At 28.6% G+C, this 16763-nt stretch carries 14 protein-coding genes and 1 other annotated feature; of the genes, 10 read left to right on the top strand and 4 right to left on the bottom strand.

The genetic code is table 11. The features are described 5' to 3' along the window. Window positions 1-157: 157 nt before the first annotated feature. From ilvA to ACTG46_RS13910, 4 genes are all read left to right on the top strand, one after another. Entirely contained in the window at window positions 158-1375 is a 1218-nt protein-coding gene (gene ilvA / locus ACTG46_RS13925) for a threonine ammonia-lyase (protein ID WP_054271112.1), read from the top strand. A 94-nt stretch (window positions 1376-1469) separates the two neighbouring features. Beyond that, window positions 1470-1850, top strand: coding sequence for a RidA family protein (locus ACTG46_RS13920; protein ID WP_003416451.1), 381 nt, complete (start codon window positions 1470-1472; stop codon window positions 1848-1850). Window positions 1851-2018: 168 nt separating this feature from the next. Then, window positions 2019-2777 (top strand): helix-turn-helix transcriptional regulator, encoded by a 759-nt coding sequence (locus tag ACTG46_RS13915; RefSeq protein WP_479923027.1) that lies wholly within the window; start codon window positions 2019-2021, stop codon window positions 2775-2777. 46 nt (window positions 2778-2823) lie between these two features. Further along, window positions 2824-3543 carry a transglutaminase-like domain-containing protein gene (locus ACTG46_RS13910; RefSeq protein WP_074178457.1) on the top strand — a complete coding sequence of 240 codons (720 nt, stop codon included), beginning with the start codon at window positions 2824-2826 and terminating at the stop codon, window positions 3541-3543. A gap of 137 nt (window positions 3544-3680) precedes the next feature. Here ACTG46_RS13910 and ACTG46_RS13905 read toward each other — a convergent pair whose 3' ends face one another. Further along, window positions 3681-5081: an MDR family MFS transporter gene (locus tag ACTG46_RS13905; RefSeq protein ID WP_054271109.1), complete on the bottom strand. Its 1401-nt coding sequence runs from the start codon at window positions 5079-5081 to the stop codon at window positions 3681-3683. 3 nt (window positions 5082-5084) lie between these two features. After that, complete coding sequence (locus tag ACTG46_RS13900; RefSeq protein WP_479923026.1) at window positions 5085-5975, bottom strand: TetR/AcrR family transcriptional regulator; 891 nt, start codon at window positions 5973-5975, stop codon at window positions 5085-5087. A gap of 278 nt (window positions 5976-6253) precedes the next feature. On the opposite strand from ACTG46_RS13900, the gene ACTG46_RS13895 reads away from it, so the two are divergent. Next, window positions 6254-6901, top strand: a complete 648-nt coding sequence (locus tag ACTG46_RS13895) for a M15 family metallopeptidase (RefSeq protein ID WP_479923025.1) — start codon at window positions 6254-6256, stop codon at window positions 6899-6901. A gap of 324 nt (window positions 6902-7225) precedes the next feature. Then, window positions 7226-9865: a cation-translocating P-type ATPase gene (locus ACTG46_RS13890; RefSeq protein ID WP_407813789.1), complete on the top strand. Its 2640-nt coding sequence runs from the start codon at window positions 7226-7228 to the stop codon at window positions 9863-9865. A gap of 51 nt (window positions 9866-9916) precedes the next feature. Here the strand turns inward: ACTG46_RS13890 and ACTG46_RS13885 are convergent, their stop codons facing one another. Further along, window positions 9917-11020 (bottom strand): pyridoxal phosphate-dependent aminotransferase, encoded by a 1104-nt coding sequence (locus ACTG46_RS13885; protein WP_054277220.1) that lies wholly within the window; start codon window positions 11018-11020, stop codon window positions 9917-9919. A 360-nt stretch (window positions 11021-11380) separates the two neighbouring features. On the opposite strand from ACTG46_RS13885, the gene ACTG46_RS13880 reads away from it, so the two are divergent. From ACTG46_RS13880 to ACTG46_RS13870, 3 genes are all read left to right on the top strand, one after another. Continuing rightward, window positions 11381-12202, top strand: a complete 822-nt coding sequence (locus ACTG46_RS13880; protein WP_054277219.1) for a Cof-type HAD-IIB family hydrolase — start codon at window positions 11381-11383, stop codon at window positions 12200-12202. 79 nt (window positions 12203-12281) lie between these two features. Beyond that, window positions 12282-12492 (top strand) — a binding site (T-box leader). Between the two features lie 87 nt (window positions 12493-12579). Continuing rightward, on the top strand, window positions 12580-13896 hold the full coding sequence (gene argH / locus ACTG46_RS13875) for an argininosuccinate lyase (protein ID WP_054271103.1): 1317 nt from the start codon (window positions 12580-12582) through the stop codon (window positions 13894-13896). A 251-nt stretch (window positions 13897-14147) separates the two neighbouring features. Then, the gene (locus tag ACTG46_RS13870; RefSeq protein ID WP_021385441.1) at window positions 14148-14486 is read left to right on the top strand and encodes a DUF2325 domain-containing protein; all 339 of its coding nucleotides are present in this window, start codon (window positions 14148-14150) and stop codon (window positions 14484-14486) included. Window positions 14487-14621: 135 nt separating this feature from the next. On the opposite strand, the gene ACTG46_RS13865 is transcribed toward ACTG46_RS13870, so the two are convergent. Continuing rightward, entirely contained in the window at window positions 14622-15917 is a 1296-nt protein-coding gene (locus ACTG46_RS13865; protein WP_054271102.1) for a D-alanyl-D-alanine carboxypeptidase family protein, read from the bottom strand. A 79-nt stretch (window positions 15918-15996) separates the two neighbouring features. Here ACTG46_RS13865 and ACTG46_RS13860 point away from each other — a divergent pair, with 79 nt between their 5' ends. Continuing rightward, window positions 15997-16701 (top strand): helix-hairpin-helix domain-containing protein, encoded by a 705-nt coding sequence (locus ACTG46_RS13860; protein WP_223195703.1) that lies wholly within the window; start codon window positions 15997-15999, stop codon window positions 16699-16701. The last annotated feature ends 62 nt before the right edge of the window (window positions 16702-16763 follow it).

The raw sequence follows: 16763 nt of genomic DNA, 5'->3' as shown, positions 1-16763 counted from the left end.
GATATGTGTTTATTGTATTCAATTGTTGTATTTTTAGTTTTTTTGTGATTAATTAAAAAATTATAAAAATCGTTTACATGTTGATTTTTAAAAAAAAAAGATATAGAATTATATAGAAAGTAATAAACAAAAATTGGATTTACGGGAGTGGAATAAAATGATAAACGTTACCTTAACAGATGTGAAAGAAGCTAGAGAGACCATCAAAAACATAGTAAAAAGAACTGACTTACTTGAAAGTGTTAAACTTAGCGAAAAAACAGGAGCAAATGTGTTCTATAAATGTGAGAATCTTCAAAAAACAGGTTCTTTTAAATTAAGAGGAGCTTGTAACAAAATAGCAAGTTTAACAGATGAAGAAAAAGCAAATGGAGTTATAGCTTCAAGTGCAGGAAATCATGCTCAAGGTGTTGCATTAGGGGCAAAAATGACTGGTATAAAATCTACAATAGTAATGCCAGCAACTGCACCTTTAGCAAAAGTTAGTGCAACTAAAGGTTATGGAGCAGAAGTAGTTTTAAATGGTGCAGTTTATGATGACGCGTATGCAAAAGCTGTTGAAATACAAAAAGAAACAGGAGCAACTTTCTTACATCCATTCAATGATAAATATGTTATAGCAGGACAAGGAACTATATCTCTTGAGATTTTCGAACAATTAGACAATAAAGTTGATACTATATTATGCCCAGTTGGTGGAGGTGGAATCATCTCTGGTGTAGCTGTAGCTGCAAAAGCATTAAATCCTAATGTGAAAATAGTTGGGGTTCAAACTGCAAATATACCTTCAATGAAAGAATCAGTTAAAAATGGAAAAGTAACAACAGCATTTAATGATACTACAATAGCTGATGGTATAGCTGTTAAAACTCCAGGAGATTTAACTTTTGAAATAATAAACGAATTAGTTGATGAAATAGTTGTGGTTGAAGAAACAGAAATTGCAGAATCAATATTATTTATGATGGAAAGTCAAAAAATAGTTTCAGAAGGTGCTGGAGCTGTATGTACAGCTGCTATATTAAGTGGTAAGTATGTACCAGCAAAAGATGAAAATGTAGTTTGTATAATATCTGGTGGTAACATAGACATAAATACATTATATAGAATAATAGGTGTTGCTTTAGCTAAAGAAGGAAGAAGATATTCATTTAGTACAATTATGGAAGACAAGCCAGGAAACTTTGCTGAATTAACTAGAATAATAAGTGAGAATGGTGGAAACATTTTAAGTGCTAATCAAGGTAAATTATCAGCAGGAGAAGCTCTAGGAAAACAAAGTGCGGAATTTATACTAGAGACAATAGATTATGACCATATAGCTAAAATAAAGAAAGCTATAGAAGACAAAGGTTTTAAAATTATAGAATTATAGTAAAAAGTGTATATAATATACAAGAAAAATAGTATAATAGTGTATGAAGATACATTTTATATGTATCAGATTAACGAATTAGGAGGATTTTAAAATGAAACATGAAGTAATACATACTAATGATGCACCAGCAGCTTTAGGACCATATTCTCAAGCTATAAAAGCTGGAAACTTATTATTTGTATCTGGACAAGTTCCTCTTGTACCAGAGACTATGGAAGTAGTTGAAGGAGATGTACAAGCTCAAACTGCTCAATCTTTAAAAAATCTTAAAGCTATATTAGCTGAAAGTGGAGCTGATTTTTCAAATGTAGTTAAAACTACAGTATTTATAAAAGATATGAATGAATTTGGAGCTATAAACGAAGTTTATGCTGAATATTTTGGAGAAAATAAACCAGCAAGAGCTTGTGTAGAAGTTGCTAGATTACCAAAAGACGTTAAAGTTGAAATAGAAGTAATAGCTGTATTATAAGAATATATAATTTGGAACATGTAGCTATTAGATTAGGCATGAATTCTTGGGTATTTTTATCCTAAGGATTCATGCTTTTTTTGCAGGTCTTTTATCAAAATGTATTCACAAATATAGGACAATCTATTAAAATAAAGAGTGATATTTTTAGAAGAAGGAAGTGATACAATGAACATTATAAATAAAATTTTTTGGCAAGAAGATAGAATTAGTATGATTACAAATCATTTAGAGGCGGATAAACATAGCCATTGGATGTTACAACTATTTATAGGAATAGAAGATAGCATTGAAATAACAGTCAATGAAAAATTAGTTAAATGTAATTGTATCGTAGTAGATAAAAATATCTCTCACTCATTTTCAACAAGAAAAAAAGTTTATTATTCTGCTCTTATTGAACCTACATCTATATTTGCAGAACAGCTTACCTCAAAAATGAATGATTTTGGATATTGGATATGTGAAAAAGATGGATTAGATGAATTACGTCAACAAGGAACTTTTTTGACATATCAATCCAGTAAAGAACAGTATTTAAAGTTTATGAAAATGCTTAACAACTATTTGAATTTCCCTGCAACTATCAAATACTATGATGATAGAATTACAGAATTGCTTCAATTATTACATACTTGTAATTGTGATAATCATACGATTTCAAACTTTGCAGATAAAGTGGCACTATCAGCAAGTAGATTATCACATTTGTTTAAAGAGCAAATTGGGATACCTTTAAAAAGCTATATTTTACTTCATCAAATGGAGTGTGCTTTTGGAGAATTGCTTTCTGGGAAAAATGTTACTGAAGCTTCTATGATTGCTGGATTCGACACTCCATCACACTTTGCAGGAACAGTTAAGCGTATGATGGGAATGCCCGTTTCTTTATCTTTAAAAGATAGCGAGTTTTTGAAAGTATATTAAATATTCTCGTTATATAATGAAGTTGTATTAAGAAAGGGGATTTATTATGAATAAAGAATATTTAGAAGAAACCAAAATGCTAAACTATAGTGACCCACAACTTAAGTTTTTGGTATCACTTAAGAAGTGGTTAGATTTAGATGATTTTCATAAAATAAAATCTATTTATGAGTTTGTCCAAAATGATATTTTATTTGGCTATAATGCTTCTGATATGTTGAAGGCAACACAGGTACTAAATGAAGGTATGGGACAATGTAATACAAAAGCTACTCTTTTAATGGCATTATTGCGTTCAGTGAATATCCCTTGTAGGCTTCATGCTTTTAATGTAACAAAAGACTTTCAACGAGGTGCTACATCTAAATTGATTTCATTATTAGCACCAAAATATATTCTTCATACTTGGGTAGAGGTATTTTATCAAGATAAATGGATTGCTCTAGAGGGAGTAATAACTGATAAAAAATATTTAGAAGCAATTCAGAAGAAATTTATTAACCAGAATGGAACATTCAAAAAGTATGCAATAGCCACAAATGATTTGAAAAACACATCTATTGATTGGGATGGTAAAGATACTTTTATTCAAAAAGAAGCTATAGCATATGATTATGGTGTTTTTTCTTCACCAGATGTATTTTTCTCTACTCATTCACAACATCTATCAAAATTAAAAAACTTCATCTATGTGCATCTTATTAGAAAAATAATGACAAAAAATGTATGTAAGATTAGAAACAATTATTTTGGCAAAAATAACTGAGTGTTCAATGTATAGAGCCTATATAGGAAAATATAGCATAATTAAAAATATGATGATTAAAATAAATAAAAAGGAGTTATCACATAGCAAACTTAAACTGTTCATGTGACAACTCCTTTTTTATTAACTTCTTTTTGTTAGCCTCTAATAATTTGACGTTCTTTTATAAAACATATAGAAATAACTAAACCAATAAATGCAAGAGTAGCAGCTGTTGAAAATGCAACATCCATTCCATGTATGTTAGACAGAATAGCTGAACTCATATGAGCTTTTTTTGTAGCAGATGTCATTATAGTAATAAGTACAGCAGAGCCTATAGCACCAGATATTTGTCTAAGTGTACTATTTATTGCTGTAGCATGAGATATAAGTTCCCTATCCAGAGTTTTAAGTCCCCAAGTAGTTAATGGCATTAGAACTAGTGAAATACCAATCATACGTATACAATACATTAATGATACATGAATTAAAGAGGTATCTTTACCTAAAAAAGCAAAAGACAAAGTTCCTAAAAATAAACAGCCAGTTCCTAATATTGATAAAGCTTGAGGTCCATATTTATCTAAATGGCGACCTGCAATTGGATTTAATGCAACCATCAGTATAGCACCTGGCATCATTAAAGAACCTGAAACTAGTGCAGAAAAACCTCTTACAGATTGTATATATAGAGGAATCATTAATGTAGCAGACATCATTGAAGCATACACAATCATAATCAATACTGTAGAAATTAGGAATGGTTTGTTTTTGAAAACTCTTAACTCTAAAAATGGTTCTTTAGATTTTAATTGGCGTAATGTAAATAATATTAATGATATAATTCCTATAATTATTGGTAAATATGTGGCAATATTAGTCCAGCCATAATTACCTTGATTAGTAAATCCAATCAATAAACCACCAAATCCTAGAGAAGATAGTATTATTGAAGGTATATCCAATTTTAGTTTTTGAGCTTCTCCAACATTTTTCAATAGAATAAATGAAAGTATAACATCTAATATAGCTATAGGTGAAAGAAGTAAAAATAAACTATGCCAACCAAATGAATCTACCAACCATCCAGATAAAGTTGGTCCTATAGCTGGAGCAAATCCTACTGTGATACCAACTAAACTCATAGCTGTACCACGTTTTTCAACAGGACATAAATAGAGTATAATGACCTGTAGTAGTGGCATTAAAGAACCAGAACCAACTGCTTGTAATACACGAGCAACTAGCATAGTTGAAAAGCTATTAGAAAAAAGTGCAATGACACATCCTAGGGAAAATATAGTCATTGATGTAATGAATAATTTTCTAGTACTAAACCTATTTATCAAGTAAGCTGTTGTAGGTACAATAATACCTGCAATAAGTAGATAAATTGTTGTTAACCACTGACCAACATCAGCAGTAATTTTAAAATCTGACATTATATTAGGTAATGCAGTTGATAATAATGTCTGGCTAAGAGAGCTTATAAAAGCACCAGTCATTACGATTGCTATTATTAAATTTCCTTTTTTGTTATTACTTTGGGTTTCCATGATTTATAACGTCTCCTTTTTTAATTGATTTTTAATACTGTTCAACAAAAGTACTTTTGGTCTCAAAATGTCTTCTTTTTCTAAGTATGTAATCATTGCATCCATGATTAAAGAATCATATTGTTGATTTTTTTCCTCAATATATAATTTTTTTGTTGCCTCTAGTAGCTTGGGGTTTTCAAGGAGTGAAGTATCCGTTTTTATTAGTTCCTCTATATCTTGTATCGTTTTAAAAAATAGCGATTTATTATGAATGGAAAAGTAGGCTTCATCTTCTTGTTCATATAAAAACATTGATTTTTCAATTAAAGGATTTAGATTATTAATATTTTCTACAACTAAATCTAAAATTTGTATAGTGAATTCAGCAATAAAGTATACATTCACTTCTCTTTTTTGTATGTGAATAATATACGTAAACTGATGAATTAGTGCATCCAATAAGAAAACTAAATCGAATATATTGTTTTCTATTTTATCCCCATAGTTATCGAATAAACTGAGTTTGTATTCATTCAATAAGTTAGCTCGAGTTTTTTTTTGTAATTTACTCGTAGTATTACGTTGCGCCTCAGAAAAGTTTTCTCTTATATAGGTGTTTATAGTAGTTCTAGAAAAAATATTTTCCCATACAGCAATTATCTTTCTTCTTAACTTCTCAGATGATGGAATATCCTTATTTTCATTAATGGAATGTATAATTTCCAAGAATTTTTCATCATAATAATTGATTATTTCGCAGATAAAGATTTCTTTAGTTTCAAAATTTTTATAAAAAGTAGCTTTAGACATTTTACATTCTTTTACAATATCTAATATCGAAGTATTTTGAAAACCTTTTTGGTCAAAAATTCTTTGTGCAATAGTTATAATGAGCCTTTGTTTATCTGTCACTTTACTATCTCCTTTCATATAAAAACATAAAGTACTAAAGAGTACTTGTGAGTTTCTATAGATATATTATACACTATTTGGAAAAAAAATCAATATATGTACCATTAACCTGAGAATTTTGAAAAATTTGTTGTTGTTTTTAGTCATATAGAGAAGAAATTAAGAATTTCGTAAGAATACTTTAAATATATTGCAATAAATTAGTGGTATGATTATACTAAGAAAGAAAATGTCTTGAAATTTTTCTGTATCAAATACTAATTATGGAGGTGTAGTATATGAAAAAGAAAACTTATATAGCCATAGTTTTTGCTCTATTTATAGTTTTTATAGGAATGTTTATTGATAGTTCTAGTGCAGGAAAGAAAATCATAACATCTGAATTAAGTAAATACAGGAAGGGCGTAAATGTATTATCAATAAATAATATTATAGTAGCAAATAAGGAGTATAGCTTACCTAAAGAATATTCTCCACAAGAAAGTAGTGAAGCAAAAGATGCTTTTTATAAAATGAATAAAGACGCTCAAAAGTCAGGTTTAAATTTAAAAGCTTTTAGTACATATAGAAGTTATGAATATCAAGATAAACTATTTAAGTCGTATGCGAAAGAACATGGTGAAAAAGAGGCAAATAGATTTTCAGCTAAGCCTGGAGAAAGTGAACATCAAACTGGACTTGCTTTTGATATTGGAGGAAATGACCAATCTAGTTGGGCAAATCAGAAGTTTAATAATACAAAAGAAGCTAAGTGGTTGTATGAAAATGCATATAAGTATGGTTTTATACTTAGATATCCAAAAGGCAAAGAGAATATAACTGGATATATGTATGAATCTTGGCATTATAGATATGTTGGAACTGAACATAGCAAAAACTTTGCAATGAATGATTTGACTTTAGAAGAATACTTACATTTAAATTAAGTTATAGTTTGTTAAATTTAGGTTAAAATAAAAAATAAGCTAGACTATTAATTACATAAGGTGATATAATGTAAATACAATTTAAGATAACTACTCGAAGGGGAGTAGCTTACACGAAAGTGGTAATTAATCGTCAAGACAGTAGAAATACTCGGTTAATTAGCAAGGAATTCCTTGATAGCAAGACCTTCAAAATAAGCATTAAGTATGTTTGTTTTGGGGTCTTTTTTTATTCAAGGAATTTTTATTTAAAAAAATTTAAATTTCAAGTATACATAAGAGCCCCCAAACATAAAATAAATTTATTAAAGAGGAGGGCAACAAATGTCTTACAAAAGTACTTATCAAGAAGTAATTAAAAATTTAGACTCAAGCTTATCTGGTTTGAGCAAAGAAAAAGCAGAAGAGCTGTTAGAAAAAAATGGAGCTAATGAATTAAAAGAAGCAGATAAAGTTCCTACGTATAAGCTTTTCTTAGAAAGTTTTAAAGACCCACTAGTAATAATTCTATTAATAGCTGCTTTAGTACAAATATTTTTAGGTGAAACTGTAGAGTCTATAATAATTTTTGCAGTTATTATCATAAACTCAGTTTTAGGTGTCGTACAAACGAAAAAAGCAGAAAGTTCATTAGAAAGTTTAAAAAATTTATCTGCACCAAATGCAAAAGTAATAAGAGACAATAAAAAAATGACAATTCCAGCAAAAGATTTAGTAGTTGGAGATATTGTATTCTTAGAAGCTGGCGATTACATACCAGCAGATGGAAGACTTATGGAAGCACAATCTCTAAAGGTGGTAGAAGGTATGTTAACTGGAGAATCAGAGCCAGTTTTAAAGCATACAGAGCAAATAAGTGAAGATGTAAGCTTAGGCGACCAGAAAAATATGGTATTTAGTGGTGCTGTAGTTGTTTATGGTAGAGGTTCTTTTGTAGTAACTGGAACAGGTATGAATACTGAAATGGGTAAAATAGCTGGCCTTTTGGAAAGTGCTGAAAATAAACTTACACCATTACAACAAAAAATAGAAGACTTTAGTAAAAAACTTGGTGTAGGTATTGTAATACTTGCTCTTTTAATATTTATAATTCAAGTGGCAAGAAATTACTTTATGGCTGGAAATGGTGAAATGACACAGATAATTCTCGATTCATTCATGTTCTCTGTAGCCGTGGCAGTAGCAGCTATACCAGAAGCTTTATCATCGATAGTAACTATCGTATTAGCTGTTGGAACAAACAGCATGGCAAAAAAACAAGCTATAATAAGAAAATTACCAGCAGTAGAAACTTTAGGTTCAACAAGTGTTATATGTACTGATAAAACAGGTACTCTTACGCAAAATAAAATGACAGTTGTTGATTATTACATGTATGGAACTAATAATGATGAGTTAAATAAAGAAAAGGTAAACTATTCTTATCATGCTAAATTATTGACTATGGTTTCCACACTTTGTAATGATTCTCATATAACTAGTGATGGTAAAGAAGTTGGTGACCCAACAGAAGTAGCATTGATAAATTATTCAAGTAAAAATGATTTAGATTATGATAAATTAAGAAGTAAGTATGTTAGAATCAATGAAATTCCATTTGACTCAGATAGAAAGCTTATGTCTACTGTAAATAGCATATATGGAGATTATATAATGTTTACAAAGGGTGCACCAGATATTGTATTTAGTAGATGTAAATATGCTTTAAAAAATGGTTCAAAAGTAGATATAACAGATGAGATAATAGAAGAATATAAGCATAAAAATGAAGAATTTTCAAATAGAGCACTTAGAGTATTAGCTTTCGCAATAAAAGATGTTCCAGAAGAAGGCTTTACACCTTCAATTGATGATGAACATGATATGACATTGGTTGGAATAATGGCAATGATAGACCCACCAAGAGAAGAAGTGATGGATGCTGTAAAAGAAGCAAAGAGTGCTGGGATAAAAACTGTTATGATAACTGGTGACCATAAAACAACAGCAGCAGCAATTGCAAAAGAAATTGGTATAATGGAAGATGGGGATTTAGCTCTTACTGGAAAAGAACTTGATGCTTTGAGTGAAGAAGAATTATATGAAAAATTGGAAAATATAAGTGTGTATGCCAGAGTATCACCAGAAAATAAAATTCGTATAGTAAAAGCGTGGCAACATAAAAACAATATAACTGCTATGACTGGTGATGGTGTAAATGATGCACCAGCATTGAAACAAGCAGATATAGGTATAGGTATGGGAAGTGGTACTGATGTAGCAAAAGATGCCTCTGCCATGGTACTAGTTGATGATAACTTTGCAAGTATAGTAAATGCTGTTGAGGTTGGTAGAACAGTATACAGCAATATAATAAAAGCAATTACTTATTTATTTGCAGGAAACTTAGGAGCTATAGTAGCTATATTGTTTGCAGTATTTGCAGGTTGGTCGAATCCATTTACAGCTTTACAACTTTTATTTATAAACTTAGTAAATGACTCTTTACCAGCAATTGCGTTGGGGTTTGAAAGGTCAGAAAAAAATATAATGGATAAACCTCCTAGACATCCAGATGAAAGTATACTAGCAGGAGGGACATTGAAGGCAGTAGCTATAAGAGGTTGTATAATAGGTGTAGTTACAATTATTGCACAGTATATAGGATTACAAGTATCTCCAGAACTTGGAGTAGCTATGGCATTCTCAACATTGATATTAGCTAGAATAATGCAGACATTACCTGCACGTTCTAATAATCAAACCGTAATAAAATTAGGTTTTTTTAGTAATAAGTATGTTATAGGAGCAGTTGTAATTTGTTTTGGGCTTTACTCTTTAACGCTAATACCAGTATTAAGAGGCATATTCTCTATACCAGAAGTGTTTGGACTATATCAATTAGGAATTTGTCTAGGTCTAGCATTGATTTCATCAATACTAATGGAGCTTAATAAGTTAATTAACAGAAATACAGTAAAATAATTTAAAAATTAAAGGGGCATATTGATTTTAACAATATGCCCCTTATATAATTTACTCTATATTATCGATTATTTGGAATGCTTTTATAACTTCAGGAAGTTCCTTTTCTTCTGGCATTCTAAATCTTATAAAATTTTTATCAAGTCCAGTGAAGTCACTACCAGATATAACTCTTATTTTTAACTTTGCAAATTCTTGTTGTAAATCTATGTCTTTGTTTTTATGTTCAACTGTCATTATTGATACAGTATCATTAGTTTCAGCTATATTAAGGTTTTTCCAAGGAATTAATAATTGATTTTTTATAGCTTGTGTTTTTTCCTTTAATTCTTCTATAAATTGAACATCATCTAGTAAATTGGCTGCAATACTACGAGATATTTCAGATACTTCGTAAGGAGTAGAAATCTTTTTAATAGGGTCAACAAGTTCTTTTGGAAGAACTGCATATCCTGCTCTTAATCCTGCTAAACCAAAACCTTTTGAAAATGTTTTTAAGACAATTACATTATCATAATTATTTAGAAGTTTTACAGCTGAATTTTCTTTTGGCATGTATTCACCATAAGCTTCATCTACCATAACTGCGATATTATATTTAGATGCTTCTTTTACTATATTTTCAATTGATGATAAAGGTATAATTTGTCCTGTAGGATTATTTGGATTGTCTATGTAAATTACTTTATATTCTGGATTTATTTTTTCAATAAATTCTTTTTCATTAAATTTGAAATTATCCTCTTTCTTTAAAAGAACATAATCATAAGTAGCACCATGCATTTTTATATCTGTTTCATATTCAGAGAACTGAGGAGAATATCCTAAAACCTTATCTCCTTTTTCAATAAATAGTCTATTTAAAAGGTAAATAACATGTATAGAACCATCTGCCAAACAGATTCTATCAATATCTAATGTTATAAAGTCTTTCCAATAATCAACTATATTGTCTTTTAAGGCAATTGAATGAGGGTATCCTCTTATCATATCAAATTCTAAAGCATTAAAAGCTTCTACAGCTTTATTTGAGTAAGAAACTGTATTTATACCTTCACCACAGTCTATCTCAAATACATCTTCTGAATGTCCAGATTCTATTGCATAACTTTTTTTCAACTGCATTTCAATAGCTTTGTTAATTTTTAATTTCATAGTTCATCACTCCTTATTTAGTCAATAATAAATGTTATAAAAGTCGCTAGATTTAAAATATTTTGAAAATATATAATAGTAAAAAATGAATATAAATATTATAATAGCTCACTTTATTTAATATGATTATATATCATATATTGTAAAATTTCTAGCATTATAAGACTATAAATTGAAAATATTCAGAAAAATACTACAAGAAACGATTTATTTTTCTCTTAAAAGGGGTTAAATGAATGTTATTAATTTTGTAAATTGAAATAGTTTAAGTAGAAAGTTATGATATAATTTAATAAGGGTAATTCTTTAGATTATATTAAGGAAATAGAGGTATACAATAAAAAGTTATGGAGTTGGATTATGGGATATAAATTAATTGTAACAGATATGGATGGAACTTTATTAGGAAATAATCATAAAGTTACAGATGAAAATAAAACTGCACTACAAGAAGTTATAGAGAGTGGTATTAATGTAACTTTAGCAACAGGAAGAGCCTTCGATTCAGCTAAATGCAATGTAGATTTTCTTAAAGAAGATATGCCAATAATAGCTTGTAATGGTTCATTGATAAGAGAGCAAAATGGAAATATAATATATTCAAATAAAATTGACACAAAAACGTGTTTAAATATATTAGATGTATTGGACAAATACGATATTTACTATCAGTGTAATAGTATAGATTCCATGCTTTCAAGAAAAATAGAGGGACGTGAGGACAAGTTAAGTATATTTTTAGGTAATGAGACAAAAGTAATTGTAAAAGACGATTTAAGAGAAGAAATCTTAAAAAATGATATACTAAAATTTGTAATCATAGAAGAAAAAAATCCGTCTATTTTAGATGATATAAGAAAAGAATTGATAAAGGTTCAAGGCATAAAGATAACTTCTTCGTGGCCAAACAATATTGAAGTTATGAATGAAGGTGTTGATAAAGGCAATGCAGTTAAATTTTTAGCTGAAAAGATGAACATAGATAGAGAAGATATAATTGCATTTGGAGATAATTATAATGATATAGAGATGATAAAATTTGCTGGTCTTGGAATAGCTATGGGAAATGCAGAAGAATTAATTAAACAAGAAGCTGATTATGTTACAGATACCAATCAAGATAGTGGAGTTGCAAAGGCAATTTATAAATTCTTAGAGTTAAAAAAAACACTTAACTCTTAAAAAATGTATATACAGGAAAAAAGAGGTTGACTATTTTATTGATAGTAATTATAATACAAATAGATAAAACATAAAAAACTTAGATTCAGTGAAGAAGAGAGTAGGTATAAAGAAAATCTCAGCGAGTTAGGAATGGTGTGAGCCTAATGATAACACTTTATATTGAAAAGAGCTTTGGAGAATACTACTTGAAATTTAGTATGGTAGTAGGTAATCTCGCCTTAAGAGAATAGAGTGGGTAAACTTTGTTTATCAACTAGAGTGGTAACACGGAATATTTCGTCTCTTGGTCTTTTTGACCAAGAGATTTTTTAATTTTAACTTAGATGTAAATATTATAATTAAAATAAAAAAATTTAAAATATGAGGTGAAAGGTATGAAATTATGGGGTGGACGCTTTAGAAAAGCGGAAAATCAACTTATGGAAGAATTTAATAAATCTTTTGGTTATGATTGTGTACTGTATAAAAAGGATATTGAAGGAAGTATAGCACATGTTCATATGCAAGTAAAATGTGGTCTTTTAACAGAGGAAGAAGGAAAGACTATAACAGAAGGCTTAAAAGGAATCTTTGAAGATATAGAAAATGGAAAGTTAGCATTAGATGGAGAATATGAAGATATACATAGTTTTACTGAGATAAATTTAATTCAAAGAATTGGCGATGTTGGTAAGAAACTTCATACAGCACGTAGTAGAAATGACCAAGTTGCAGTTGATATGAGATTGTATGCTAAAGAAAAGGCAAATGATTTGGTAGATTTAATATCTGAATTTAAAGCAACTATAAAAGATGTTGCTGATAAAAATCCAGTGATAATGCCAGGTTATACTCATCTTCAAAGAGCACAAGTAGTAACATTTAAACATCATTTGATGGCGTATTATAGTATGTTTGATAGAGATGAGAAAAGAATAAAAAATGCTATAGAAATATTAGATGAATCACCTTTAGGTTGTGGAGCTTTGGCAGGAACTACACATGATATAGATAGAAATATAACTTGTGAACAATTAGGATTTAAAAAAGTAGTAGATAATTTTATGGATGGAGTAAGTGATAGAGATTATTTATTAGAGTTAATGAGTGATTTTTCAATTATAATGATGCACTTAAGTAGATTAAGTGAAGAGTTGATACTTTGGAGTTCTCAAGAATTTGGATTTGTTGAGATAGATGATTTATATACTACAGGAAGTAGTATAATGCCTCAAAAGAAAAATCCTGATGGAGCGGAACTTATAAGAGGAAAGACTGGAAGAGTATATGGAAATCTGTTTGGTCTTTTTACAGTAATGAAGGGTATACCATTAGCATATAATAAAGATATGCAAGAAGATAAAGAAGGTTTTTTTGATAGTGTACATACTATTGAAATGTGCATACAGATAATGGATAGAATGATAGCTACATTAAAAGTAAATGAAGACAAAATGAAACAAGCAGTAAAGAATGGATTTTTAAATGCAACAGAAGTTGCTGACTACTTGGTTAAAAATAATGTTGCTTTTAGAGATGCACATGGAATAGTAGGAAGTATCGTTATATATTGTGAAGACAATAAAAAGGCAATAGAAGATTTAACATTAGAAGAATTACATAAGTTTTCAGATGCATTTAAGGAAGACATTTATGACTTTATCGACTATGAGAGTATATTAAATAAAGGAATAAAAAAGAATTTAAAATAATATATTAAATTTCAAAAAGCTGTAAATTTGGGTGATGACATTCAAATCTACAGCTTTTTTTATTTAAAAATTTATTGTATATAAAAGTAGTAAGTTTAAAAAGAGTAAGATTGGAAATAAATATAAGCAAAAAAATTATTATTGAAATGATAATTAATATCAATAAGTATTGACAAATTTATTTCAAGATACTATTATATATAATATAAATAATAATGAAAATCAATATCAAATAAATAGGAGGAAATCTAATGAACTTATTAGTGATTGGTGGTCATGAAAGAATGGAAAAAGATTATATGGTTATGGCCAAGAAAAAAGGTTATAAGACAAAGGTATATACGACTATGTCTTCTAAATTAAATAATTCTATAGGAAAACCAGATGCAGTTGTTATACTCACATCAACAGTTTCACATAAGATGTCTAGAACGGTTGAGTCTCAAGCTAAAAAACAAGATATATTAATTGTAAGACATAAGAATAGTAGTAAGGTAGCATTTAATGAATGTCTAGATATGGTCGATGAATGTCTTGGAAATTGTTCAAAATGTAAACTTAATGATAAACAAAAACAGAAAAATACATAAATTTAAATTAAAGGTACTGTCATAGTATTTTATATTTAATAATCTTGAGAGCTTGTCTAAATAAATTAAATACATATTACTATAACAGTACCTATTTTATAAGAAGAAACAGATTTAATTTTTTTCTTATAATTACTATTTTTTCATATTTCTTTTGGATTTTTTTCTGTTATTTTTTTTATTTTTCTTCTTGATGATTGAAGCTATTATAAATAAAATTAAAAGTACTAAAATTCCTGCAACAATCTTAATTAAAGTCATTAAAGTATCATTACTAGTTATAAATGGAATACTACTGTCAAGGTTGTTTTTTGCAACTAGGTCTATACTATTTTCTAGCTTATTACCATTGTATATATTTAAAGTACCAACCTTAGCTCCTTTTTTTATAGGTAAATCAATTTTGTTTAGTTCTGTTTTAACATCATAGTTACTTTGAGATTCATTTTTTCCTAAAAATATCTTATAACTATTTTTTGGTTCATAAACTAATTCATGCTGTTTTGTAAATAATACTTTTTTAGTATCAGCATATTTTTCCTTATCAACAATAGTGGCACACTTAAAATTATCAAATCCATAATCAATCAAGATTCGTGAGTCTAAATATAAATCGGCATTAGTTGAGTTAAATACAGCAGAGATAACTCTTCTTTCATCTTTTACAGCACTAGATAAAAGACATTTACCAGCAGCATCAGTAAATCCAGTTTTTATACCATCAACTATATCATATTTTATATCTATAGGTTGACCTTTATATGTAATCTTAGCATGTGATGTCAAAAACTTATTAGTGTTTACAAAATATCTTTCATAAGGGTATGCTTTTGTAGCCTCAAATTTAAGTGATTTAGTCTTTACAATTTGTCTAAAAATATCATTATGCATGGCTTCTCTAGCTATAAGAGCCATATCATGAGCTGTAGTGTAGTGATTAGGGTCAGGCAATCCATGAGGATTATTAAAGTGAGTATTATTAGCTCCAATTTTTTTTGCCTCAGAATTCATAAGGTCAACGAATTTTTGTACATCTCCACCACCCACATATCTAGCTAATACAAAAGCGGCATCATTAGCAGAATGAACTAAAAGAGCGTTTAGTAACTCTCTTACAGTAAAGGATTCTCCTTCTTTTAGATACATACTAGAACCATCTATTTGAGGTAGATTTTTAATCTCTATTACTTGATTTAAATCTTTAACCTTTTTTAGAACTATGCAAGCTGTCCATGCTTTAGTTGTTGAAGCTGGATAAAGTTTGGAATCTCCATCTTTATTGTATAATATTTTTCCAGTTTCATAGTCCATTAAAACTGCATGTTTGGCAACTATAGCTGGTTCATCATCTGCAAAAGAGATATTAGAACTTCCTAAAAATGAAGTGAATATCAATAAACAGATTAATAAAAGTGATAAATTTCTTTTCATTGTGAACCTCCAAATTTTAAATTCATCTTTTAGTATAGCATATATTTGTCAATAATTAAAAGAAAGGAGTGGTTAATATATGAAAAAAAAGGTAAAGTTTATTTCATTTTTTGTTTTCTGTTTTTTAATATTATCTTCAGTAATCGTTTATAAATCGAATATTTTTAACGATGATATTTATGTTGTAAGTAAAAAAAATTCACTTAATGAAAAAAAACATAATGTAGACAACTCAATTAAAACTGAAGAGGATGGTCACAATAAAGTAGTCAAAGACATAGATAAAAGTGTTCAAAATAAAAAAATAACTATATACATAAGTGGAGCAGTAAATAGACCAGGTATTGTAACCATAGAAACAGATAAGAGACTTTATGATGCTGTAGAATTATTAGGAGGAACAACGAGTGAAGCCGATTTGAATGGAGTTAATTTATCTATAAAGCTAGAAGATGAGCAACATTACATAATACCTAAAATAGGGGAGATGGTATCTGTGACAAGTAATAATGATTCCAATGAACCAAATCAAAACGACGAATTAAAAAAAGAATCTAAAACCAAAAATAATAAAAATGCATCTAAAGAAGAAAAAACAAATATAAATGTAGCAACAATAGAAGAACTAGATTCTCTTCCTGGAGTTGGAGAAGCTACTGCTAATAAAATTTTACAGTATAGAGAAGAAAATGGACAATTTAATTCAATCGAGGACATAAAAAATGTAAATGGTATTGGAGATAAAAAATATGAAAATATAAAAGATTTAATTTGTGTAGACTAAAATATAATACAAAACTTACTTATAGATATGGTATTATAAATATGTATGTATATGTGTGTATA

The organism is Clostridioides sp. LIBA-7678 (assembly GCF_056716065.1).
Note: the sequence above shows the minus strand (reverse complement) of the source record. Positions and strands in the feature narration are given on the sequence as shown.

Bases quoted from the DNA above. Each gene is read 5' to 3' on its own strand.
- ACTG46_RS13870 (WP_021385441.1), top strand. From the start codon at position 14,148: ATGAACTTATTAGTGATTGGTGGTCATGAAAGAATGGAAAAAGATTAT.
- ACTG46_RS13885 (WP_054277220.1), bottom strand. From the start codon at position 11,020: ATGAAATTAAAAATTAACAAAGCTATTGAAATGCAGTTGAAAAAAAGT.
- ACTG46_RS13880 (WP_054277219.1), top strand. From the start codon at position 11,381: ATGGGATATAAATTAATTGTAACAGATATGGATGGAACTTTATTAGGA.
- ACTG46_RS13905 (WP_054271109.1), bottom strand. From the start codon at position 5,081: ATGGAAACCCAAAGTAATAACAAAAAAGGAAATTTAATAATAGCAATC.
- ACTG46_RS13895 (WP_479923025.1), top strand. From the start codon at position 6,254: ATGAAAAAGAAAACTTATATAGCCATAGTTTTTGCTCTATTTATAGTT.
- ACTG46_RS13865 (WP_054271102.1), bottom strand. From the start codon at position 15,917: ATGAAAAGAAATTTATCACTTTTATTAATCTGTTTATTGATATTCACT.
- ACTG46_RS13860 (WP_223195703.1), top strand. From the start codon at position 15,997: ATGAAAAAAAAGGTAAAGTTTATTTCATTTTTTGTTTTCTGTTTTTTA.
- argH (WP_054271103.1), top strand. From the start codon at position 12,580: ATGAAATTATGGGGTGGACGCTTTAGAAAAGCGGAAAATCAACTTATG.
- ACTG46_RS13920 (WP_003416451.1), top strand. From the start codon at position 1,470: ATGAAACATGAAGTAATACATACTAATGATGCACCAGCAGCTTTAGGA.
- ilvA (WP_054271112.1), top strand. From the start codon at position 158: ATGATAAACGTTACCTTAACAGATGTGAAAGAAGCTAGAGAGACCATC.
- ACTG46_RS13890 (WP_407813789.1), top strand. From the start codon at position 7,226: ATGTCTTACAAAAGTACTTATCAAGAAGTAATTAAAAATTTAGACTCA.
- ACTG46_RS13910 (WP_074178457.1), top strand. From the start codon at position 2,824: ATGAATAAAGAATATTTAGAAGAAACCAAAATGCTAAACTATAGTGAC.
- ACTG46_RS13915 (WP_479923027.1), top strand. From the start codon at position 2,019: ATGAACATTATAAATAAAATTTTTTGGCAAGAAGATAGAATTAGTATG.